The sequence below is a fragment of the Streptomyces sp. NPDC044064 genome, from assembly GCF_056434245.1.
In genome coordinates this window covers 186,152-208,274 of record NZ_JBWKFN010000014.1, presented here as the reverse complement: position 1 = coordinate 208,274, position 22,123 = coordinate 186,152, and the positions used below count along the sequence as shown (strand labels likewise).

Here is a 22,123-nt window from a genome sequence, read left to right as displayed (position 1 = left end):
CCCGCACGCTAATGACCGCACCCGGGGCCCGTCGTGGGTATTTCTTACCGGGTTCCGCTTGCCTGGAGTGCACTCGAAGGCCATAGCGTGGGGGCCATGACGGTGATGCAGACCGAGGAGAACGCGAGCCGGACCGACATCTGCGCAGCCCCGCCCCGGCGGCACCCACGCCCCGACGGACAGGACCGCTACACGATCAGCGAGGTCGTCGCCTTCACCGGCCTGACCGCACACACCCTGCGCTGGTACGAGCGGATCGGGCTGATGTCCCACATCGACCGCTCCCACACCGGCCAGCGCCGCTACAGCAACCGCGACCTGGACTGGCTGGACTTCGTGACCAAGCTCCGCCTGACCGGCATGCCGGTGGCGGACATGGTCCGCTACGCGGAACTCGTGCGCGAGGGCGAGACGACCTACCCGGAACGCCAGGCCCTGCTGGAGTCCACCCGCCGGGACGTGCTGGCCAGGATCGCGGAGCTGCACGACACCCTCTCGGTGCTGGACCGGAAGATCAGCTTCTACGCCACGGAGCGCTGACCGCAGGGCGCCGACTACAGCTCGGCCAGCAGTTCCGCCTTCTTCTGCGAGAACTCCTCGTCCGTGAGGAGCCCCGCCTCGTGCAGCTCCCCGAGGTGGCGGATCCGCTCGGCGATGTCGGCCGGGTCCCGGCGTGCCGGTGCCGGTACCGCCGGTACCGGCCCGCGGGTGCGTGCGGCCTCCAGGACGGCCGCCGCGAACGGCAGCGACTCGTGCACCGGGCCGTAGCCGAGCCCGAAGACGACGGACGCCGGATCCTGGTCGGGCTGCGCCGGCCGGGCGGAGCCGCCCTCGCGGGGCAGCAGCCGCAGATGTCCCTCGAAGACCTCCGGCGACCGCCACTCCACCCCGCTGAGGCCGCTGACCGCGAAGCTCTGGTCCCCGGCCTTCCACTTCGCCGAGGAGGCTCCCGTCCAGGACCAGCGGAACTGCACGGTGCTCCCGTCGAAGGACGCCTTCCCGTCGTACGCCTTGAACTGCAGCGGTGCCGCCGGCGCGGCCACCAGGTACCGGTCGGTGGGCCCGGACTCGGTCAGCAGCCCCTTCAGCTCGTCGGCGTAGTACTCCGCGAGCGTCGACCGCTCGGCCGGCAGCGCCAGCCGGTACGGGTCCGAGCCCTCGCGCAGCTGCCCGGCCGCCGCCTCCCACAGCGGGTCGGCGCCGACGCGCGGCCGCAGCCGCAGTGCGACGGTGCCGCGCCTGCCCGGCGTGAGAGTCACTTCCTCGACCGCCGACAGCGGGATCCGCCGTTCGCCCAGCGCCTGGAAGAGCTTCGGTGTTCGAATCCCCCGTTCGTAGCGGATGAGCACGGAGTCGGACTCGAACTCCCAGACGGCATGAAAACCCGCCAGTACGTCACCCATGCGGCTCATCGTATGCGGCACGTGCTCCTCCGTCGCCACCCGCGCAGACCGCACTTCCTGCTGTTTCTACGCGCGTTGGGCCATCGACGTGCGGGGCAGACCGGCCCGGCACGCATCGTTCTCGCGTGCGCAGGTGACCGCGTCGTACGCGCCCACCCCGATGTCGGCGAGGTTGCGCAGGCTGTCCGTGCCCGGCTGGAAATAGCCCGCGTGACCCTGCGCGTCCTGCGCCGACAGCACCCGTGCGCCGAACGCGGAGGAGACCGGGTCGGCGCCGTGCCCGAGCCCGCCGACCTCCAGGTACGGCACGTCCTGCACCCAGTCGGTGGCGTCCCGCATCGCCCATACCCGGGCCGAGGTGCCCAGGCCGGAGGCCTTGCCGACGCGCATCCCGGGGCTCGCGGCCACCGCTATGTCGGTCACCCGGCGGGGCATGCCGTGCGCGGCGACCCCGCAGACCACCGAGCCGTAGCTGTGGCAGAACATCGACACCGGAGCCTTGCCGGGCAGGGCGTCCAGCAGCGCGTTCAGGCGCAGGGCGCCCTCCGCGGCGCGCAGCCCCGTGGCCGCGTCCACACCGAGTCCGTCCGGCGCGGTGTAGTCGGCCCAGGCGATCACGGCCGTACGGGTCGTGGGGCTCTGCTCCCGCTCTGCCGCGTACAGGGCCTTGGCCATGCCGACCGGGGCGCTGTACCTGCGGTTCGTGCGCTGGAAGGTGAGCAGGTCGGTGGCGACGCCGGGGACGACGACGGAGATCCGCTCGGCCTCGGTGAGGTTCCCGATGACCTCGGCGATCCGGCCCGACCCCTCCGGGTCGAAGGCGAGGATCTGCCGTCCGGGGTTCAGCAGCGACTCGTAGCGGTGCATACGACGCCCCGCGTCCTGCTGCCCGGCCGCGCTGAGCCGGCTGTCGTGCATGCGCTTCTTCTCGACCTTGCGCGCCTGGTCCAGCGCGACGTGGTTGGCGCGGTAGCGCAGCGAGACGGGCGCGCCGTTCATGTTGCCGACCGCGAGGGGGTAGCGGTGGGCGAGGCGGTCCTGCTCGTGCGGGGTGAGCGAGCCGAAGAAGTGCGCGAGCCGCGCGGGGGAGCCCTTGGGGTCCGGCAGGTGCAGGCCGTGGATGCTGCCGTGCTCCCACTTGGCGAGCGAGGCCTGCAGCGCGCTCGCTTCCCGGTGGCTGCGCAGCGCGGTCCAGCCGGTGGTCGCGAGCATCACGAACACCACGGCCAGCGCGAGCAGCATGCGCCAGACGTTGAGTTGCGGGGAGGTGTCGAAGGAAGTCACTGGGAGGACACACTAGGAGAACGGGAGGGTCTCGGGGTAACCGAGTGACAGGTATCACGTTTCGTGAGGTGTCGAACGAACCCCGAACGACCTCAGGAGATACGCCAGTTCCCGGTGAGCGCGGAACCCACCTGATCGAGGTACGACGCGGTGAGTTCGCGGATCGCCCCCATGCTGAAGTCGTCGCCCGTGCTCCACTGCCGCTCGGTGACCCTTATCACCCCGCCGAAGACGGCCACGGCCAGCCGCGGTCGCGGGTCGGCGTCCACGTCGACGCCCTCCCGTTCGGCGAGCAGCCGCGCCAGGGTCTCCTCCGTGGCCGCGGAGCGCAGCAGATGGGCGGCGAGCAGGGACGGGGTCGACTCGATGGTCCGGTACATGCGCACGTACAACTCGACCGGTACGACCGCCTCGACGGCCTCGCTGAGCCCGTCCCAGCCCTCCAGCACGGCCTGCCGCAGCGTCTCCATCGGGGTCTCGTGCGCCGGCCGTTCCCGCACCGCGGCCACGAAGCGGGCCTCCGCCAGGTCCTGGACGGCGAACGCCGCGTCCTCCTTGCCGGCGAAGTAGCGGAAGAAGGTGCGCTGCGAGACGCCTACGGCCTCGGCGATCTCGTCGACGGTCGTGTGCTCGTAGCCGCGGGTCGTGAACAGTTCGAGGGCGGAGCGCAGCAGGGCGTCCCGGGTGCGCTGCTTCTTGCGCTCACGCAGTGTTTCCATAATGTGTCAGTTACCGACTTGTGAATTGGTTTGTCAATTGTCAGTGGCTGTCACTAGCCTCGAACGCATGACTAGTCAGACCACCATCGACACGACGGGGCCGGAGGACGAGACGCCGGCAGCCCCGTCGGAGGCGACCCCGGCCGCGGGGCTGCGCGGGCACCCGTGGCTCACCCTCATCACCGTCGCCGTAGGGGTCATGATGGTGGCCCTCGACGGCACCATCGTGGCGATCGCCAACCCGGCCATCCAGAAGGACCTCAAGGCGAGCTTCGCCGACGTCCAGTGGATCACCAACGGGTACTTCCTCGCCCTCGCGGTCTCCCTGATCACCGCGGGCAAGCTCGGTGACCGCTTCGGCCACCGGCAGACCTTCCTCATCGGCGTGACCGGCTTCGCCGCCGCGTCCGGCGCCATCGGGCTGTCGAACAGCATCGCCGCGGTGGTCACGTTCCGCGTCTTCCAGGGCCTGTTCGGCGCGCTGCTGATGCCGGCCGCGCTCGGTCTGCTGCGGGCCACCTTCCCGGCCGAGAAGCTCAACATGGCGATCGGCATCTGGGGCATGGTGATCGGCGCCTCCACCGCGGGCGGCCCGATCCTCGGCGGCGTCCTGGTGGAGCACGTCAACTGGCAGTCGGTGTTCTTCATCAACGTGCCGGTCGGTCTGCTGGCCCTGGTCCTGGGTGTGCTCATCCTGCGCGACCACCGCGCCGAGAACGCCCCGCGCTCGTTCGACATCCTCGGCATCGTCCTGCTCTCCGGCGCGATGTTCTGCCTGGTGTGGGCCCTGATCAAGGCGCCGAGCTGGGGCTGGGGCTCCGGCCGGACATGGCTCTTCATCACCGCCTCGGTCCTGCTCTTCGCCTTCTTCGCCTTCTGGGAGACGAGGGTCGCCGAACCCCTGATCCCGCTGGGTCTGTTCCGTTCGGTGCCGCTGTCCGCGGGTGTCGTGCTGATGGTCCTGATGGCGATCGCCTTCATGGGCGGCCTGTTCTTCGTGACGTTCTACCTCCAGAACGTGCACGGCATGAGCCCCATCGCCGCCGGTCTGCACCTGCTGCCCCTCACCGGCATGATGATCGTCGGCTCCCCGCTCGCGGGCGCCGCGATCACCAAGCTCGGCCCGCGCATCCCGCTGGCCGGCGGCATGGCCGCGACCGCGATCGCCATGTACGGCATGTCGACGCTGAAGGCCGACACCGGCAGCGGTGTGATGTCGATCTGGTTCGCCCTCCTCGGCTTCGGCCTCGCGCCGGTCATGGTCGGCGCCACCGAGGTCATCGTCGGCAACGCGCCCATGGAGCTCTCCGGTGTGGCGGGCGGCCTCCAGCAGGCGGCCATGCAGATCGGCGGCAGCCTCGGTACGGCCGTGCTGGGTGCCGTGATGGCCTCGAAGGTCGACAGCGACCTGCCGGGCAACTGGACCGGCGCGGGGCTGCCGCCGCTGACCCCGGCTCAGCTGGACAAGGCCTCCGAGGCCGTTCAGGTCGGTGTGGCCCCGGTCGCCAAGGGCACCCCGGAGCCGATCATCGCGAAGATCACCGGCGTCGCCCATGACACGTTCATCTCCGGCATGAGCCTCGCGTCCCTGGTGGCGGCGGGCGTGGCGGCGGCCGCCATCCTCGTCGCGCTGCTCACCAAGCGGGGGCAGAACGCGGAGGCCGGCGCGGGAGTCGGCCACATCTGAGGTCCCGTCCGGGGCGGATTTCCCCTATCAGGGTGACTCCGCTAAAGATTCCTCGCACTCGGCACGCGCCGCAGGTCACAGTGGGTCAAGTCCTCCGCAGGACATGGGGGGGGGGACGACCGGGCCGCGGCGCGCGCTGCGGAGGGGGCTGCGCGCGCCTCCGGCGGTTCGGCCGTTCAACTCCGGCTCGTTTCTTTGCCTGCGGGCCGGTGGGGGCCGGTCGCGCCCACGCGGCGGAGCCGCATATGAACCGCAGCCCCGCGCCCCTGGGGAGTTGCCGGTGCCGCCCGCTCCACAGCACCGTACGCGGCCGCGGGCTCAACTCCGTTGTTCTTCACGGTCCGCGGCCAGCCGGGCTACTTCAGCTCGCAGCAGCCGGACCTCCTCCGTCAAGGAAGCGATCGCCTCCGTCTGACGCCGTTCCTCCACGTCGTCCTTTTCGAACCGAGAGATGAACCACGCGGCGATGTTCGCGGTGACGACACCCAGCAGCGCGATCCCCGACAGCATCAGCCCGACCGCGATCATCCGCCCCAGGCCGGTCGTCGGCGCATGGTCCCCGTACCCCACGGTCGTCATCGTCGTGAAGGACCACCACACCGCATCACCCAGCGTCCGGATGTTCCCGTTCGGCGACTCCCGCTCCACCGACAGCACGGCGAGCGACCCGAACATCAACAACCCGACCACGGATCCCACGACATACGTCGTCAGCCGGATCTGCGGAGCCATCCGGGCCCGCCGCCCCACCAGCATCAGCGTCGACACCAGACGCAACAGCCTGAGCGGCTGCAGGATGGGCAGCACCACCGCGCACAGGTCGAGCCAGTGCGTCCGCACGAACTCCTTGCGCCGGGGCGTGAGCGTGAGCCGTATCAAGTAGTCCACGGCGAACGCGCCCCAGACCACCCACTCCACCACCGTGCACACGACCGTCAGGTCCTGCCCCGCGGAACTGTCCACGATCGGCACGGCGTACGCGACGGCGAAGGCCACGGCCAGCGCCAGCAGGGGCCGTTGGGTACGCCGCTCCCACCGCGCCTGCGCCGATTGTTGCTTCATGCCCGCATCGTAAGGAAAACGTAAGGGCGGTGGAGAATCGAACTCCACCGCCCTCGGCCTGCGCAGGCCGTACAGCGTTACGCGTCGCCGCCCGCGGCGCCCGGGTGCGCCGCCGAGACGTCCAGCAGCTGGTACCGGTCGATGGCCTGCTTCAGCACGGACCGGTCGACCTTGCCCTCCCGGGCCAGCTCGGTCAGCACCGCCACCACGATCGACTGGGCGTCGATGTGGAAGAAGCGGCGGGCCGCGCCACGGGTGTCCGCGAAGCCGAAGCCGTCGGCACCCAGCGACTGGTACGTGCCGGGCACCCACCGGGCGATCTGGTCCGGAACCGAGCGCATCCAGTCGGACACGGCCACGAACGGCCCCTCGGAACCGCTCAGCTTCTGTGTCACGTACGGCACCCGCTGCTCCTCCTCCGGGTGCAGCAGGTTGTGCTCCTCCACCGCCACGGCCTCGCGCCGCAGCTCGTTCCAGGAGGTCGCCGACCAGACGTCGGCCTTCACGTTCCAGTCCTCGGCGAGGAGCCTCTGCGCCTCCAGCGCCCACGGCACCGCGACACCGGACGCCATGATCTGCGCCCGGGCCGAGCCCGCCGCGCCCTCGCTGATCCGGTGGATGCCCTTGAGGATGCCCTCGACGTCCACGTTCGCCGGCTCGGCCGGGTGCTGGATCGGCTCGTTGTAGACGGTGAGGTAGTAGAAGACGTCCTCGCCGTGCGGGTGCCCGGCGTCGCCGCCGTACATCCGGCGCAGGCCGTCCTGGACGATGTGCGCGATCTCGTACGAGTAGGCCGGGTCATAGGCCACGCACGCCGGGTTCGTCGAGGCGAGCAGCTGGGAGTGGCCGTCCGCGTGCTGGAGGCCCTCACCGGTCAGGGTCGTACGGCCCGCGGTGGCACCCAGCACGAATCCGCGCGACAGCTGGTCGGCCATCTGCCAGAACTGGTCGCCGGTGCGCTGGAAACCGAACATCGAGTAGAAGACGTAGACCGGGATGAGCGGCTCGCCGTGCGTGGCGTAGGCCGAGCCCGCCGCGATCAGGGAGGCCGTGCAGCCCGCCTCCGAGATGCCGTCGTGCAGCATCTGGCCGGTCGGCGACTCCTTGTACGCGAGCAGCAGGTCACGGTCGACCGCCTCGTACTGCTGGCCGAGCGGGTTGTAGATCTTCGCGCTCGGGAAGAAGGAGTCCATGCCGAACGTCCGGTACTCGTCCGGTGCGATCAGCACGAACCGCCGGCCGATCTCCTTGTCCCGCATGAGGTCCTTGAGGAGCCGGACAAAGGCCATCGTGGTGGCGATGGACTGCTGACCGGTGCCCTTCTTCACGGTCGCGTACGTCTTGTCGTCGGGCAGCTGCAGCGGCTGGGAGCGCACGACGCGCGTCGGGACGTACCCGCCGAGCCCCTTGCGCCGGTCGTGCATGTACTGGATCTCCTCCGAGTTCCGGCCCGGGTGGTAGTACGGCGGCGGGCCGGACTCCAGCTCCTTGTCGGAGATCGGCAGGTGCAGACGGTCCCGGAAGCCCTTGAGGTCGTCGACCGTCAGCTTCTTCATCTGGTGCGTGGCGTTGCGGCCCTCGAAGTTCGGGCCCAGCGTCCAGCCCTTGATCGTCTTCGCGAGGATGACCGTGGGCTGGCCCTTGTGCTCGACGGCCGCCTTGAAGGCCGCGTAGATCTTGCGGTGGTCGTGACCGCCGCGGCCCAGGTGCAGGATCTGGTCGTCGGTCATGTTCTCGACCATCGCGCGCAGCCGGTGGTCGTCACCGAAGAAGTGCCGGCGGATGTAGTCGCCGGACTCGGTGGCGTAGGTCTGGAACTGGCCGTCCGGGGTCGTGTTCATCTTGTTGACCAGCACGCCGTCGCGGTCCTGGGCGAGCAGCGGGTCCCAGGTGCGGTCCCAGACCAGCTTGATCACGTTCCAGCCGGCGCCCCGGAAGACCGACTCCAGCTCCTGGATGATCTTGCCGTTGCCGCGCACCGGGCCGTCCAGGCGCTGCAGGTTGCAGTTGACGACGAAGGTCAGGTTGTCCAGGCCCTCGCGCGCGGCGATCGTCAGCTGGCCGAGCGACTCCGGCTCGTCCATCTCGCCGTCGCCGAGGAACGCCCACACGTGCGACTTGGAGGTGTCCGCGATGCCGCGCGCCTGCATGTAGCGGTTCATCCGGGCCTGGTAGATCGCGCCCAGCGGGCCGAGGCCCATGGAGACGGTCGGGAACTCCCAGAAGTCCGGCATGGAGCGCGGGTGCGGGTAGCTGGACAGCGCGTTCGGGTACTTCGACTTCTCCTGGCGGAAGCCGTCGAGCTGCTCCGCGCTGAGCCGGTCGAGCATGTACGCGCGCGCGTAGATGCCGGGGGAGGCGTGGCCCTGGAAGAAGACCTGGTCGCCGCCGTCGCCCTCGTCCTTGCCGCGGAAGAAGTGGTTGAAGCCCACGTCGTACAGGGAGGCGGAGGACGCGAAGGTGGCGATGTGGCCGCCGACGCCGATCCCGGGGCGCTGCGCGCGCGAGACCATCACGGCCGCGTTCCAGCGGGTCGCGTTGAGGATCCGGCGCTCGATCTCCTCGTTGCCGGGGAAGAACGGCTCGGCCCGGGTGGGGATCGTGTTGACGTAGTCCGTGCTGCGCATCTCGGGCACGGCCACGCGCTTCTCGCGGGCCCGCTCGATCAGGCGCAGCATGAGGTAGCGGGCCCGCTCACGGCCGCGCTCGTCCACGGCGGCGTCGAGGGAGTCGAGCCACTCCTGGGTCTCTTCGGGATCGAAGTCAGGAACCTGACTCGGAAGGCCGCCAATGATGATCGGATTGCGATCGGATCCGGAAGCCACGCTGTTCCTTACCTGTCAGAGGGCCACTTTTTTCCTACTGCCTACACCGATCCCCATCGTGTACCTCGGGAAGGCCCACGTCATCTCTACCGTGGGGTAACCAAGGCGTGGGTCCGGCCAAAACGCAACGATACGCCCGGGCTGTGACGGACTTGGCAAACTTGTTCGAGGGTCGTAGTGCCGGATGATTCCGAACGGCGCAAACCGGGCGCATCGGTGTGATGTGGGTCATGGTGAATCGGGGTACGGTGCCAGAAGTTGCGGCGACACGGCCGGGAACGTCACCGTTTCGGCGGTCTGAACGGCCGGGTACTTGCGCGATCCGTCCCGCCCGTGTGGACTACGGCCAATGCTTCGCGCACGCGCGTGGCTGAGACATTCACCAAAACATGATCAGGAGGCAACCCGTGAGCGCGACCGCGGACCACGCGGAGGAGCGGACGAACCCTGCCGCCAGGCTGGGGTTCCAGCCCGGGCAGGTGGTCCAGGAGATCGGCTACGACGACGACGTCGATCAGGAGCTCCGCGAGGCCATTGAGGAAGCCATCGAAGGCGACCTGATGGACGAGGACTACGACGACGTGGCCGACGCCGTCGTGCTGTGGTTCCGTGACGAGGACGGCGACCTGACCGATGTACTCGTCGATGCCACCACGTACATCGAAGAGGGCGGCGCCATCCTGCTGCTCACGCCGAAGACCGGCCGTACGGGGTACGTGGAGCCGAGCGACATCTCGGAGGCCGCGACGACTGCCGGTCTGACCGCGTCCAAGAGCGTCAGCGTCGGCAAGGACTGGAGCGGCTCGCGTCTGGCGACGCCGAAGGCCGCGAAGTCCGGCAAGAAGTAGACGCCTCGTCCCAAGGGCATCGGACGGGCCGGGGATACCCGGCCCGTCCGAAAGTCCGCGCTGGACCCGCGGTGATCGCTGCGTAGGGTGGTTCCGAGCGTTTGCACGCTCTCACCCGATCAGCCCACCGAAGGGATGCAGGACGATGGCGATCCAGGTCGGCGACAAGGCGCCCGACTTCGAGCTCAAGGACAACCACGGCCGCACCGTGAAGCTCTCCGACTTCCGCGGCGAGAAGAACGTGGTGGTGCTCTTCTACCCCTTCGCCTTCACCGGCGTGTGCACCGGCGAGCTGTGTGAGCTGCGCGACAACCTGCCGCAGTTCTCGGACCGTGACACCCAGCTGCTCGCCGTTTCCAACGACTCCATCCACACCCTGCGCGTCTTCGCCGAGCAGGAGGGTCTGGAGTATCCGCTGCTCAGCGACTTCTGGCCGCACGGCAACGTCTCGCGCGCCTACGGCGTCTTCGACGAGGACAAGGGCTGCGCCGTCCGCGGCACCTTCATCATCGACAAGGAGGGCGTCGTGCGGTGGACCGTGATCAACGGCCTGCCGGACGCGCGCGACCTGAGCGAGTACGTGAAGGCGCTCGACACCCTGTGATCCGGCCTCGGGGCCGACACCTGTGAGTCATCGGGTCCAGGGTCTGCGGGGGGCGGGAACCCGTCACTAGGATCGGCACGTTGATCCCATATCCGAGCACGACGGGGCTCCCCGCCCCTGGACACCACATGGAGGACTCGTGGGAGTCAGCCTCAGCAAGGGCGGCAACGTATCGCTGACGAAGGAGGCCCCGGGCCTGACCGCCGTCATCGTCGGTCTGGGGTGGGACGTGCGCACCACGACCGGCACCGACTTCGACCTCGATGCCAGTGCGCTGCTGCTGAACACTTCCGGCAAGGTCGCGAGCGACCAGCACTTCGTCTTCTTCAACAACCTCAAGAGCCCCGACGGCTCCGTGGAGCACACCGGTGACAACCTCACCGGTGAGGGCGAGGGCGACGACGAACAGATCAAGGTCAACCTGGCCGGCGTCCCGGCCGACGTGGACAAGATCGTCTTCCCGGTTTCGATCTACGACGCCGAGAACCGCCAGCAGTCCTTCGGGCAGGTCCGCAACGCGTTCATCCGCGTCGTCAACCAGGCGGGCGGGCAGGAGATCGCCCGCTACGACCTGAGCGAGGACGCCTCGACCGAGACCGCCATGGTCTTCGGCGAGCTGTACCGGAACGGCCCGGAGTGGAAGTTCCGCGCCATCGGCCAGGGGTACGCCTCGGGGCTGCGCGGCATCGCCCAGGACTTCGGCGTCAACGTCTGATCCCAGCAGGGTTCCGACGCCCATACCGTCCGGCGCCGCACCGTTTACGGGCGGCGCCGGACGCGCAGGACAACCAAAGAAGCACCACAAGGGGAGGACCAGCATCATGGGCGTCACGCTCGCCAAGGGAGGCAACGTCTCCCTCTCCAAAGCCGCACCGAACCTCACCAACGTCCTGATCGGACTCGGCTGGGACGCGCGCTCCACCACCGGCGCCCCCTTCGACCTGGACGCCAGCGCCCTGCTGTGCGGCGCCGGGAACCGGGTGCTGGGCGACGAGTGGTTCGTGTTCTACAACCAGCTCACCAGCCCCGACGGCTCGGTCGAGCACACCGGCGACAACCTCACCGGTGAGGGCGAGGGCGACGACGAATCGATCCTGGTGGACCTGACCAAGGTCTCGCTCCAGTGCGAGAAGGTCATCTTCCCCGTCTCCATCCACCTGGCCGACGAGCGCGGCCAGACCTTCGGACAGGTCTCCAACGCCTTCATCCGCGTGGTCAACCAGGCCGACGGCCAGGAGCTGGCCCGCTACGACCTCAGCGAGGACGCCTCCACCGAAACCGCCATGATCTTCGGAGAGCTCTACCGCTACCAGGGCGAATGGAAGTTCCGTGCGGTGGGGCAGGGGTACGCGTCCGGGCTGCGCGGCATCGCTCTAGACTTCGGAGTCAACGTTTCGTAAAGCTGAGTACGGCGCGGGGGAGACCCGTACCAACACGATGGGGTAGCCAGTGCTTCTGAAAACCTTCGGCTGGTCGTTCGCGGTCACCGCGATCGGTCTGGTCGCTGCGGTCCTCTACGGGGGGTGGGAGGCCTTCGGCATCGTGGCGATCCTCTCCGTCCTGGAGATCTCGCTCTCGTTCGACAACGCGGTGGTCAACGCCGGAATCCTGAAGAAGATGAACGCCTTCTGGCAGAAGATCTTCCTCACGGTCGGCGTCCTCATCGCGGTCTTCGGCATGCGGCTGGTCTTCCCCGTCGTCATCGTCGCGATCAGCGCCAAGATGGGCCCGATCGAGGCCGTCGACCTCGCTCTCAACAACAAGGACCGCTACCAGGAGCTGGTCACGGACGCCCACCCGGCGATCGCGGCCTTCGGTGGCATGTTCCTGCTGATGATCTTCCTCGACTTCATCTTCGAGGACCGGGACATCCAGTGGCTGCGCTGGATCGAGCGGCCCCTGGCCAAGCTCGGCAAGGTCGACATGCTGTCGGTCTGCATCTCCCTGATCGTCCTGCTCATCACCTCCTTCACCTTCGCCACCCACGCCCACCAGCACGGCGGCGCCCACGTCGACAAGGCGCAGACGGTCCTGATCGCCGGCATCGCCGGCCTGATCACGTACATGATCGTCGGTGGTCTCTCCGGCTACTTCGAGGACAAGCTCGAGGAAGAGGAGGAGCGCGAGCACGAGGAGGAGGAAGAGGCCGCCCGCACCGGGAAGAATCGTTCTCCGGTGGTCCTGGCCGGCCAGGCCGCGTTCTTCATGTTCCTCTACCTCGAGGTCCTGGACGCCTCCTTCTCCTTCGACGGTGTGATCGGCGCCTTCGCCATCACCAACGACATCGTCCTGATGGCGCTGGGCCTCGGCATCGGCGCGATGTACGTCCGTTCGCTGACGGTCTACCTGGTCCGCCAGGGCACCCTCGACGACTACGTCTACCTGGAGCACGGCGCCCACTACGCGATCGGCGCCCTGGCCGTGATCCTCATGGTCACCATCCGGTACGAGATCAACGAGGTCATCACCGGTCTCGTCGGCGTCGTCCTGATCGCATGGTCCTTCTGGTCCTCGGTCCGCCGCAACCGCGCACTGGCGGCCGCGGAGGGTGAAGCGGGCTCGGACGAGAAGGCCGAGATCCCGTCCGGCGTCTGACGTCCGGCGACCCCTGAGCGCCCCTTACGGGCAAGATCAGGGACGTGACGGGGTGTGACACCCCGTCCGGTGAGGAACGCTCTGTTCGGGGCGGCCGACGTGGTCGGCCGCCCCGACGGCGTTCGGGACGAGTACGTGGGGGCGGGAATGGGGTTCTTCGACGGGCTGCGGGGCGGCCGGGCCGAGTTCGACTCGGGCAGCGCGGCGAGCAACGCGATCGAGCTGACCGGGCGCCATCACCAGGTGTCGCTCACCAAGCAGGACGCGGCCACCGGCCATCTGCGCGTCAACCTGACCTGGCGGATGCGGACCACCGACTTCGACAGCAACCAGCGCACCAGCCTCTTCCGGCACCCCTTCAAGGCGCTCAAGCCGCCGGAGGTGCTCGGGCACGGGCAGAGCATGGTCAACGTCGACCTCGACCTGGGCTGTCTGTACGAGCTGACCGACGGCACCAAGGGGGTCGTCCAGCCGCTCGGCGGCTACCTCGGCGATGTCAACGCACCGCCGTACATCAAGCTCAGCGGGGACGACCGGTTCGGATCGGCGTCGGGCGAGACGATGTACATCAACCTGGACCACCGGGACGCGATCAAGAGGCTGCTGGTCTTCGTGTACATCTACGACCAGACGCCCGCCTTCGACCGTACGCACGCGATCGTGACTCTCTACCCGAGCAACGGGCCTCGTATCGAGATAGGCCTGGACGAGCGGCATCCCCAGGCCCGGTCATGCGCGGTCGTGATGATCGAGAACGTGAAGGGGGAGCTGATCGTCCGGCGCGAGGTGAAGTTCGTGTACGGGTTCCAGGGGGAGCTGGACCGGTTGTACGGGTGGGGGCTGACCTGGGGGCGCGGGTACAAGTCCAAGGTGGAGAAGTGACGCCGCGCCCCTGGGCCGGCCGACCCTAGCGGCCGATGAACTGCGGCCCTTGAGGGGGCAGCCGGAAGTTCGGATCCGGGGCCGTCAGGGCCGGCTGGGGCTGGGGCTGGGGATAGCCGTAGGCCGGCTGCTGCGGTGACGTCGGCTGGGGGTAGCCGTAGGCCGGCTGCTGCGCCGACACGGGCTGCGGGTAGCCGTAGGCCGACTGGGTCGGGACCGTCGTCGGCAGCTCGGGGGGCAGTGGCTGGGACGTGGTCTCGGGCAGCGGCTGAGATGTGGTCTCGGGCAGGGGCAGGGGCTGGTGCGCCTCCTCCTCCGGCTCCGACTCGTCCACCGAGATGCCGAAGTCCGTGGCGAGGCCCTTCAGGCCGTTCGAGTAGCCCTCGCCCAGCGCGCGGAACTTCCAGCCCTCCCCGCGCCGGTACAGCTCGCCGCAGATCATTGCGGTCTCCGCGCCCGTCTCCGGCGTGATCTCGAAGTGGGCCAGCGGCTCGCCGTCGACGACGGCGGCGTCGTACAGCACGATGCACAGGGCCGGGACGCGGTCGAAGGGCTCGCCGTCCGCGGAGGCGACCAGCAGGATGCGGCCGACGCCGGGCTCGACCCCGGAGAGATCTGACTGGATGGTGTCGGTCAGGCCCTCGGTGATCCGCTTCTTGCCCAGTCGCCAGACCTTGCCCGAAGGGTGCCGGGGCTGGTTGTAGAAGACGAAGTCCTCGTCGGAGCGCACACGGCCGTCGGTGCCCAGCAGCAGCGCCGAGGCGTCCACGTCCGGGACCCCCTGTCCGGGGGTCCAGCGCAGCACGGCGCGCACCGTGTTGGCTTCGAGCGGGACGTTCGACCCCTTCAGCATCGCGTGCGTCATGTGGTCATCCTGCCTTCTTGGTCCTGGCCACGACAATGCGGGGGGTGTCGGCGCCGACACGGGTGAGTTACCGGAAATTCATGCCCGAGGGGAACCTTCGACATGGATCCCTACGTACTATTACCGGCCACCCTTTACCCAATCCACAAGCTCGGCTTGCGCGCACTGAGGAGCCATATGCGTCATTTCGGGCACATCGCCCCCGAGGTGCGGCAGCGCCTGTTCCATCAGGAGCCGTGCGCGTTCACCGTCGATTCCCCGGCCCGGCTGCTCTCCGCGGCCCTGGGCGCCACGCTCTACAGCCCGGCGACCCGGCCGCGGCTGGCCGACGACATCGTCAAGCAGACCGGCAACGGCGTGGTCTCGATGGTGCTGTGCCTGGAGGACTCGATCGACGACGCGGACGTCGTGGCCGGCGAGGAGAACCTCGTCCGGCAGTTCGCCGACCTCGACCGCGCGGGCGCGGAACCACCCCTGCTCTTCATCCGGGTGCGCGCCCCCGAGCAGATCCCCGACCTGGTGCGACGCCTCGGCGCCAGTGCGCGGCTGCTGTCCGGGTTCGTCATGCCGAAGTTCACCGAGGAGCGCGGCCTCCCGTTCCTGGAGGCCCTCGCCGCCGCCGAGGCCGAGAGCGGGCGCCGGCTGTTCGCCATGCCCGTCCTGGAGTCGCCCGAGCTGCTGTACCGCGAGTCCCGGGTGGACACCCTGGAGGGCATCGCCCGCGCGGTCGACAAGTTCCGCGACCGTGTGCTGGCCCTGCGCCTCGGCGTCACCGACTTCTGCTCCTCCTACGGCCTGCGCCGGGCCCCCGACATGACCGCCTACGACGTCCAGGTCGTCGCCTCCGTGATCGCCGACGTGGTCAACATGCTCGGGCGTGCGGACGGCACCGGTTTCACCGTGACCGGGCCGGTCTGGGAGTACTTCCGGGTCCCCGAGCGCATGTTCAAGCCGCAGCTGCGGCAGAGCCCGTTCCTGGAGGTCCAGGCCGTCGAGCTGCGCGAGAAGCTCATCGAGCACGCGATGGACGGCCTGCTGCGCGAGATCTCCCTGGACCAGGCCAACGGCCTGCTCGGCAAGACCTGCATCCACCCCTCCCATGTGCTGCCCGTGCACGCACTGTCCGTGGTCAGTCACGAGGAGTTCAGTGACGCCCAGGACATTCTGCGGCCGGAACGCGGCGGCGGGGGTGTACTCCGGTCGGCCTACACGAACAAGATGAATGAAGTGAAGCCGCATCGCGCCTGGGCCGAGCGGACCCTGCTCCGCGCCGAGGTCTTCGGCGTCGCACGCGAGGACGTCGGCTTCGTGGAGCTGCTCGCCGCCGGCATACCCGGCTGACCCTCTTCAACCCAAGGAACGCATGAAGAACGCAGTGAACGACGGGGTCTGGTCCGGCACCTGGGTCGCCGAGCGGCTCGGAGTCGGACTGGAGGGCGACGACGGGCTCCGGGACCTGCTCGGGCTGGCGCTGCGCCGCAACCCCAAGCGGGCCCACCTGCTGGTCTCACACGTGCTCGGCAAGCACGTACCGCAGTCGCCGTCCGTGGTCTACGGCCACGGCTTCCGCCTCGGCCGCCGGGTCCGCGAGCTGCTCGGCGAGACGGAGACCGCCTCGGCGGTCGTCCTCGGCTACGCGGAGACCGCCACCGGACTCGGCCACTCGGTCGCCGACGGCCTGGGTCTCGCCCCGTACCTGCACTCCACGCGTCGCCCGGTGGCCGGGGTCGCCCGGGCGGGCGGCTTCGAGGAGTCCCACTCGCACGCCACCTCCCACCTGCTGCTCCCCGAGGACGCGGCGCTCCTGGCCGGAGATGGCCCGCTGGTCCTGGTCGACGACGAGTTCTCCACCGGGAACACGGTCCTCAACACCATCCGTGACCTGCATGAACGCTATCCGCGGCAGCGGTATGTGGTGGTCGCCCTGGTGGACATGCGCTCGGCCGAAGACACCGCCCGCCTGGAGCGGTTCGCCACCGAGATCGGCGCCCGGGTGGACCTCGTCGCGGCCGCGACCGGGACCGTACGGCTGCCGGAGGGCGTGCTGGAGAAGGGGCAGGAGCTGGTCGCCCGGCACGAGCCCGTCCAGGAGGCATCCGAGCCGTCGTACGGCCGGATCGCCCGCGTCGACCTCCGCTGGCCCACCGGCCTGCCCGACGGCGGCCGGCACGGGTTCACCCCCGCCCACCGGGCCCGGCTGGAGGCAGCGCTGCCCGCCATGGCCGCGCGGGTCGCCGAGGCGCTGCCCGCCGACGCCCGGCGGGTGCTCGTGCTCGGCTTCGAGGAGCTGATGTACGCCCCGCTGCGGATCGCCGGCGAACTGGAGCAGATGATCCCGGCCGAGGTGCGCTTCTCCACCACCACCCGCTCGCCCGTCCTCGCGGTCGACGACCCCGGCTACGCGATACGCACCCGCCTGGTCTTCCCCGCCCACGACGACCCGGCCGACGGCCCCGGTGAGCGGTACGCCTACAACGTCGCCGGCGCCGGCTTCGACGCCGTCGTCGCCGTGGTCGACTCGGTCGCCGACACCCCCGCGCTGCACGCCCCCGACGGTCTGCCGGCCCGCCTGACCGCCCACACCCCGTGCGTCCTGCTCGCGGTCGTCCCCTCGTACGCCCCCGAGCCCCTCTCCTCTCCCGAAAGGCCGGCCATGCTGCCCGAGCCCCTCCGCGGCCCCGCCTTCTCCTCGTACGCCCCCGAAGAGGTCGGCTGGCTGCTGCAGGACCTCTCGGACGTGACCCTGGAGGCGCCGACCGAGGAGCGCGAGGAGGCCATCCAGAGCGGCGGCGCCCACTACGCCGAGTCGCTGCCGGTCGAGTACCAGCCCAGCGAGCAGTACCAGGAGCTGTTCCACAGCGCCCTGGACGCCTCCGCCGCACGGATCGCCCAGGCCGTCGGTGTCGTGACCGAGACCGTCATCGCCGAGCGGTCGCCCCGCCCGGTGCTGGTCTCCCTGGCCCGCGCGGGCACCCCGGTCGGCGTGCTCATGCGCCGCTGGGCCCGGTTCCGGCACGGCCTCGAACTCCCGCACTACGCCGTCTCGATCGTCCGCGGCCGCGGCATCGACGCCAACGCCCTGCGCTGGCTGGCCGCCCACCACGACCCCCGGGACGTCGTCTTCGTCGACGGCTGGACGGGCAAGGGCGCCATCACCCGCGAACTCGCCCAGGCCATCGAGGAGTTCGAGGACAAGGAGGGCGTCACCGGCTTCGACCCGGAGATCGCCGTACTCGCCGACCCGGGCTCGTGCGTGCGTACCTACGGCACCCGCGAGGACTTCCTCATCCCGTCCGCCTGCCTCAACTCGACCGTGTCCGGGCTCATATCCCGTACGGTTCTGCGTGCGGACCTGGTCGGCCCGGACGACTTCCACGGCGCGAAGTTCTACCGCGAACTCGCCGGCGCCGACGTCTCCGTGGCCTTCCTCGACGCCGTCTCCGCCTGCTTCCCCGAGGTCGCCGACACCGTCGACGCGGCGGCCAAGGAGCTGATGGCCGAGGACCGCACCCCGACCTGGGAGGGCTGGCGGGCCGTCGAGCGGATCAGCGAGGAGTACGGCATCCACGACGTCAACCTGGTCAAGCCCGGCGTCGGCGAGACCACCCGGGTGCTGCTGCGCCGGGTGCCATGGAAGATTCTGGCCAAGGCCGGTGCGGGCGCCGACCTCGACCACGTACGGCTGCTGGCCGAGCAGAGAGGGGTTCCGGTGGAGGAGGTCGGCGAGTTGCCGTACACCTGCGTGGGTCTGATCCACCCCAAGTACACCCGGGGTGCCACGGGCGCCGACGGCAAGGCGGTGAACGTCTGATGCCGGTGCTGGTGGCGAGCGATCTCGACCGTACGCTGATCTACTCCTCGGCGGCCCTCGCGCTGACCATGCCGGACGCGCGGGCGCCCCGGCTGCTGTGCGTCGAGGTCCACGAGAGCAGGCCGCTGTCCTACATGACCGAGACGGCCGCCCAGCTGCTGACCGACCTCGGTGACGCAGCCGTCTTCGTGCCGACCACGACCCGCACCCGCAAGCAGTACCAGCGCATCAACCTGCCCGGCCCGCAGCCGGCCTACGCGATCTGCGCCAACGGCGGGCACCTGCTGGTCGACGGCGTCACGGACCAGGACTGGCACGCACAGGTGCTGGCCAGACTCGCCGAGGAGTGCGCGCCGCTGGAGGAGGTCCGCGAGCATCTGACGGCCACCGCCGACCCCCTCTGGGTGCGTAAGCACCGGGTCGCCGAGGACCTGTTCGCCTATCTCGTCGTGGAACGCGAGCTGCTGCCCGAGGAGTGGGTGAAGGAGCTGGCGGCCTGGGCGGAGAACCTGGGCTGGACGGTCTCGCTCCAGGGCCGCAAGATCTACGCCGTCCCCAAGCCGCTCACCAAGAGCGCGGCCGTACGCGAGGTGGCCCGGCGCACCGGCGCCCACCTCACGCTGGCCGCCGGCGACTCCCTGCTCGACGCCGACCTGCTGCTGGCAGCCGACCGCGGCTGGCGCCCCGGCCACGGCGAGCTGGCGGACAGCGGCTGGAGCGCACCGGAGATCAGCGCGCTCCCCGAACGTGGCGTGCTGGCCGGGGAGCGGATCGTACGGGAGTTCCTGCGGGCCTCCCGTCCGAAGGCCTGACCCGCACGGTCGGCGTCAGCCGCAACAGCCTCCGCCGCAGCAGCCGCCCCCGCCCCCGCCCGCCCGGGGCGCCGGGGCGGGCGCTGCGGAGGTGCCGCCCACGGCTACCGTCGACAGCAGCTTGACCGTGTCGTCGTGGCCCGTGGGGCAGGCGGCCGGCGCACCGGACTCCGCCATCGGACGGCTCAGTTCGAAGGTGTCGCCGCAGGTGCGGCAGCGATACTCATAGCGAGGCATGCGCACAGGTTAACCGGAGTGGCGCTTGTCACAGCACTTCAAAGTTTTATGAGTGTTCGCTTCTGCCCGAAACTGGTGCGGAGATTTTGAAAAGATCGCTGATAACTTAGCTTAGCCGCGAGGAGCCGTAAGACCGGGGGAAAAGGGGGGTTCACCGCACCGCGATGTCCATTGCGGCGGTGTCCACCTTGCTGAGTCTGAACCGCGCGCGCAAGGACCAGTGCGAGGGGAGACGCAGCCTTGGCCAAGTCATGGCAGCGGCCGGAAGGCAGCGGGGACGAAAAGAGTCCCCGGCCCGAGGAGCGGCAGCCGCAGGAGACGGACGCCACTCTGCATCTGAAGGTCGACGCCCTTCGTGCGGACGTCACCATGCAGCTGCGGGTGCCTCCGCCGCCGGAGCCTGCTGCCTCCGGCGGCCGCGCGCAGCGCCGGCGCAGCGCCCGCCCTCCGGCCCGCGCCCGCCTCACCGTCGCCGCCACGTCCGCCCTCGCCCGGCTGCGTGCCGTCGCGGGCCCCCGGCTCGCGCCGCTGGCCCCGTACGCCCGCCGCCTCAGGCCGCTGTACCCGCGCCCCGGCCGTATCGGCTGGCGCCGCTGGATACCCTCCTGGCGCCAGTGGCTCGGCGCCGTGCTGTCCGGCTTCGTCGTGATCAGCCTGTCCCTGTTCATCGCCTACGAGATGACGGACATACCGAAGAACCTGAACACCTTCGCCACCCAGCAGGACAACGTCTACTTCTGGTCCGACGGGACGCCGATGGCCCGCACCGGCTGGGTGCGGCGTCAGGACATGCCGCTCAAGGACATACCCGAGCAGGTCCGCTGGTCGGTGCTCGCCGCGGAGAACGCGAGTTTCTATACGGATCCCGGTATTTCCGTCAAAGGCATCACCCGCGCCATATGGCGCACCATCGGGCAGGGGGACACCGAGGGTGGTTCCACCATCACTCAGCAGTACGTCAAGAACGTCTACCTGAATCAGAATCAGACCGTCAGCCGTAAGTTCACCGAGGCGATGATCTCGCTCAAGCTCGACAACAAGATGAGCAAGGACGAGATCCTGGAGGGCTACCTCAACACCAGCTGGTTCGGCCGCGGCACCTACGGCATCCAGCGCGCCTCCCAGGCCTACTACGGCAAGGACGTCAGCCGGCTCAACGCCAGCGAGGCGGCCGTGCTCGCCTCCATGCTGAAGGGCGCCGCGCTCTACGACCCCACCCTCAGTGCGGCCAACCACAAGCGGGCCGTCGAGCGCTGGTCCTGGATCCTGGACCGGATGGTCGACATCGGCAAGCTGTCGCCGGCCCAGCGGGCCAAGTACAAGACCTTCCCCGAGCCGCTCAAGTCCGGCCGCGTCTACGACACCGGCACGCAGAGCGACTACCTGGTGGAGCTGGCCCAGCAGTACGCCAAGAAGGCCGCCCACATCTCCGATCGCGACTTCGACCTCGGCGGCTACCAGATCTACACGACCTTCGACCGCAAGCGGGAGACGGCGCTGACCGCCGCCGTCGCCAAGGCCCGTGAGCAGGGGAAGAAGGGCCACCCCGAGCAGGCGAAGACCGCCCACTACGGCGCCGCCTCGGTCGCCGCCGACGGCCGGATACTCGCCGTCTACGGTGGCCCCGACCACCGCAAGCAGGGCTACAACGAGTCCAATGCGACCACCGTCAAGGCCGGCTCGGCGTTCCTGCCCTTCGTCTACGCCGCCGGTCTGGAGCACGGGGTCCACAAGACCCGCGGCGGAGCCGCGACGCCCGTCACGCCCGAGAGCGTCTACGACGGCGACGACGGCGTCCCCGTCACCACGCCCGAGGGTCCCTACTGGGACCGCAGCGGCAAGAAGGTCGCCGCCCACAACGACGGCGAGAAGTCCTACGGGCAGATCACCCTGGACAACGCCCTCGCCCAGTCGGTGAACACGCCCTTCATGCAGCTCGGCATGGACACGGGTCTGGACAAGGTCAGTGAGACCGCCGTGGCGGCGGGCCTGCTCTCCTCCAGCATGGGTCCGCAGGTGCCCGCCCTGTCGATGGGCAACTCCACACCCAGCGCGATCCGGATGGCGAGCGGATACGCCACCTTCGCCGCCTCCGGCACGCACACCGAGCCGTACTCGGTGCGCCGCATCACCCGCAACGGCACCCAGGTGGCCCTGGCCACCCCGCGCCCGCAACGGGCGGTGGGCGTGGGCGTCGCGGAGAAGGTCGAGCGAGCGCTGGCGGAGTCCTACCGCCTCGCCCACCCCACGAGCACGGCCCAGGTGTCGGGCAAGGCAGGCACCACCGACGACGACAGCGCCGCCTGGTACGTCGGCACCTCCGCGTCCGTGTCCACCTCCGTCGTCGTCTACCGCATCGACCTGACCAAGTCCCTGGAACCCCTCTCGCTCGACGGGTTCGCCGGAACCACCACCGACGACGTCGACGTCCCGTACGGCATCTGGGCGCACGCCACGGGCCTCGGCTGACCCCCGAGGCTCCCCGCCGA

General features: G+C 69.6%; 19 protein-coding genes. 12 read left to right on the top strand and 7 right to left on the bottom strand.

Annotation, left to right across the window (positions count from 1 at the left end; genetic code table 11):
* Positions 1–96 precede the first annotated feature (96 nt).
* Positions 97–540: a MerR family transcriptional regulator gene (locus tag AC07DS_RS23715; RefSeq protein WP_479148235.1), complete on the top strand. Its 444-nt coding sequence runs from the start codon at positions 97–99 to the stop codon at positions 538–540.
* A gap of 14 nt (positions 541–554) precedes the next feature.
* On the opposite strand, the gene AC07DS_RS23710 is transcribed toward AC07DS_RS23715, so the two are convergent.
* From AC07DS_RS23710 to AC07DS_RS23700, 3 genes are all read right to left on the bottom strand, one after another.
* On the bottom strand, positions 555–1,403 hold the full coding sequence (locus AC07DS_RS23710; RefSeq protein ID WP_479148233.1) for a DUF4429 domain-containing protein: 849 nt from the start codon (positions 1,401–1,403) through the stop codon (positions 555–557).
* 66 nt (positions 1,404–1,469) lie between these two features.
* Positions 1,470–2,687, bottom strand: a complete 1,218-nt coding sequence (locus tag AC07DS_RS23705; RefSeq protein ID WP_479148232.1) for an alpha/beta hydrolase — start codon at positions 2,685–2,687, stop codon at positions 1,470–1,472.
* A gap of 92 nt (positions 2,688–2,779) precedes the next feature.
* Entirely contained in the window at positions 2,780–3,406 is a 627-nt protein-coding gene (locus AC07DS_RS23700) for a TetR family transcriptional regulator (RefSeq protein ID WP_479148230.1), read from the bottom strand.
* Positions 3,407–3,473: 67 nt separating this feature from the next.
* On the opposite strand from AC07DS_RS23700, the gene AC07DS_RS23695 reads away from it, so the two are divergent.
* Positions 3,474–5,093, top strand: a complete 1,620-nt coding sequence (locus AC07DS_RS23695) for an MFS transporter (protein WP_479148228.1) — start codon at positions 3,474–3,476, stop codon at positions 5,091–5,093.
* 318 nt (positions 5,094–5,411) lie between these two features.
* Here AC07DS_RS23695 and AC07DS_RS23690 read toward each other — a convergent pair whose 3' ends face one another.
* Both AC07DS_RS23690 and aceE read right to left on the bottom strand, forming a co-directional pair.
* Positions 5,412–6,155, bottom strand: a complete 744-nt coding sequence (locus AC07DS_RS23690) for a potassium channel family protein (RefSeq protein ID WP_479148226.1) — start codon at positions 6,153–6,155, stop codon at positions 5,412–5,414.
* 77 nt (positions 6,156–6,232) lie between these two features.
* The gene (gene aceE / locus AC07DS_RS23685) at positions 6,233–8,980 is read right to left on the bottom strand and encodes a pyruvate dehydrogenase (acetyl-transferring), homodimeric type (protein WP_479148225.1); all 2,748 of its coding nucleotides are present in this window, start codon (positions 8,978–8,980) and stop codon (positions 6,233–6,235) included.
* Between the two features lie 407 nt (positions 8,981–9,387).
* Between aceE and AC07DS_RS23680 the strand changes: the two genes are divergently transcribed.
* The 6 genes from AC07DS_RS23680 (at position 9,388) to AC07DS_RS23655 (ending at position 13,909) form a co-directional block, all read left to right on the top strand.
* Positions 9,388–9,828, top strand: coding sequence for a DUF3052 domain-containing protein (locus tag AC07DS_RS23680; RefSeq protein ID WP_186581706.1), 441 nt, complete (start codon positions 9,388–9,390; stop codon positions 9,826–9,828).
* 145 nt (positions 9,829–9,973) lie between these two features.
* Positions 9,974–10,432, top strand: a complete 459-nt coding sequence (locus AC07DS_RS23675) for a peroxiredoxin (protein ID WP_145883341.1) — start codon at positions 9,974–9,976, stop codon at positions 10,430–10,432.
* A gap of 139 nt (positions 10,433–10,571) precedes the next feature.
* The gene (locus AC07DS_RS23670; protein WP_145883342.1) at positions 10,572–11,147 is read left to right on the top strand and encodes a TerD family protein; all 576 of its coding nucleotides are present in this window, start codon (positions 10,572–10,574) and stop codon (positions 11,145–11,147) included.
* 106 nt (positions 11,148–11,253) lie between these two features.
* Positions 11,254–11,832: a TerD family protein gene (locus tag AC07DS_RS23665; RefSeq protein ID WP_145883343.1), complete on the top strand. Its 579-nt coding sequence runs from the start codon at positions 11,254–11,256 to the stop codon at positions 11,830–11,832.
* A gap of 49 nt (positions 11,833–11,881) precedes the next feature.
* On the top strand, positions 11,882–13,027 hold the full coding sequence (locus AC07DS_RS23660; protein ID WP_479148222.1) for a DUF475 domain-containing protein: 1,146 nt from the start codon (positions 11,882–11,884) through the stop codon (positions 13,025–13,027).
* A 147-nt stretch (positions 13,028–13,174) separates the two neighbouring features.
* Positions 13,175–13,909, top strand: a complete 735-nt coding sequence (locus tag AC07DS_RS23655) for a TerD family protein (protein WP_479148296.1) — start codon at positions 13,175–13,177, stop codon at positions 13,907–13,909.
* A gap of 25 nt (positions 13,910–13,934) precedes the next feature.
* On the opposite strand, the gene AC07DS_RS23650 is transcribed toward AC07DS_RS23655, so the two are convergent.
* Positions 13,935–14,774: a TerD family protein gene (locus tag AC07DS_RS23650; protein ID WP_479148220.1), complete on the bottom strand. Its 840-nt coding sequence runs from the start codon at positions 14,772–14,774 to the stop codon at positions 13,935–13,937.
* 177 nt (positions 14,775–14,951) lie between these two features.
* On the opposite strand from AC07DS_RS23650, the gene AC07DS_RS23645 reads away from it, so the two are divergent.
* From AC07DS_RS23645 to AC07DS_RS23635, 3 genes are read left to right on the top strand one after another with little or no spacing between them, the layout of a single operon-like run.
* On the top strand, positions 14,952–16,115 hold the full coding sequence (locus AC07DS_RS23645) for an HpcH/HpaI aldolase/citrate lyase family protein (protein ID WP_479148218.1): 1,164 nt from the start codon (positions 14,952–14,954) through the stop codon (positions 16,113–16,115).
* A gap of 22 nt (positions 16,116–16,137) precedes the next feature.
* Positions 16,138–18,585, top strand: a complete 2,448-nt coding sequence (locus AC07DS_RS23640; protein ID WP_479148216.1) for a phosphoribosyltransferase — start codon at positions 16,138–16,140, stop codon at positions 18,583–18,585.
* Positions 18,585–19,397: an HAD family hydrolase gene (locus tag AC07DS_RS23635; protein ID WP_479148214.1), complete on the top strand. Its 813-nt coding sequence runs from the start codon at positions 18,585–18,587 to the stop codon at positions 19,395–19,397. The genes AC07DS_RS23640 and AC07DS_RS23635 overlap by 1 nt, the downstream gene beginning before the upstream one ends.
* A 15-nt stretch (positions 19,398–19,412) precedes the next feature.
* Here the strand turns inward: AC07DS_RS23635 and AC07DS_RS23630 are convergent, their stop codons facing one another.
* The gene (locus tag AC07DS_RS23630) at positions 19,413–19,634 is read right to left on the bottom strand and encodes an FmdB family zinc ribbon protein (protein ID WP_145883350.1); all 222 of its coding nucleotides are present in this window, start codon (positions 19,632–19,634) and stop codon (positions 19,413–19,415) included.
* A gap of 369 nt (positions 19,635–20,003) precedes the next feature.
* Here AC07DS_RS23630 and AC07DS_RS23625 point away from each other — a divergent pair, with 369 nt between their 5' ends.
* On the top strand, positions 20,004–22,103 hold the full coding sequence (locus AC07DS_RS23625; RefSeq protein WP_479148295.1) for a transglycosylase domain-containing protein: 2,100 nt from the start codon (positions 20,004–20,006) through the stop codon (positions 22,101–22,103).
* Positions 22,104–22,123: the final 20 nt, after the last annotated feature.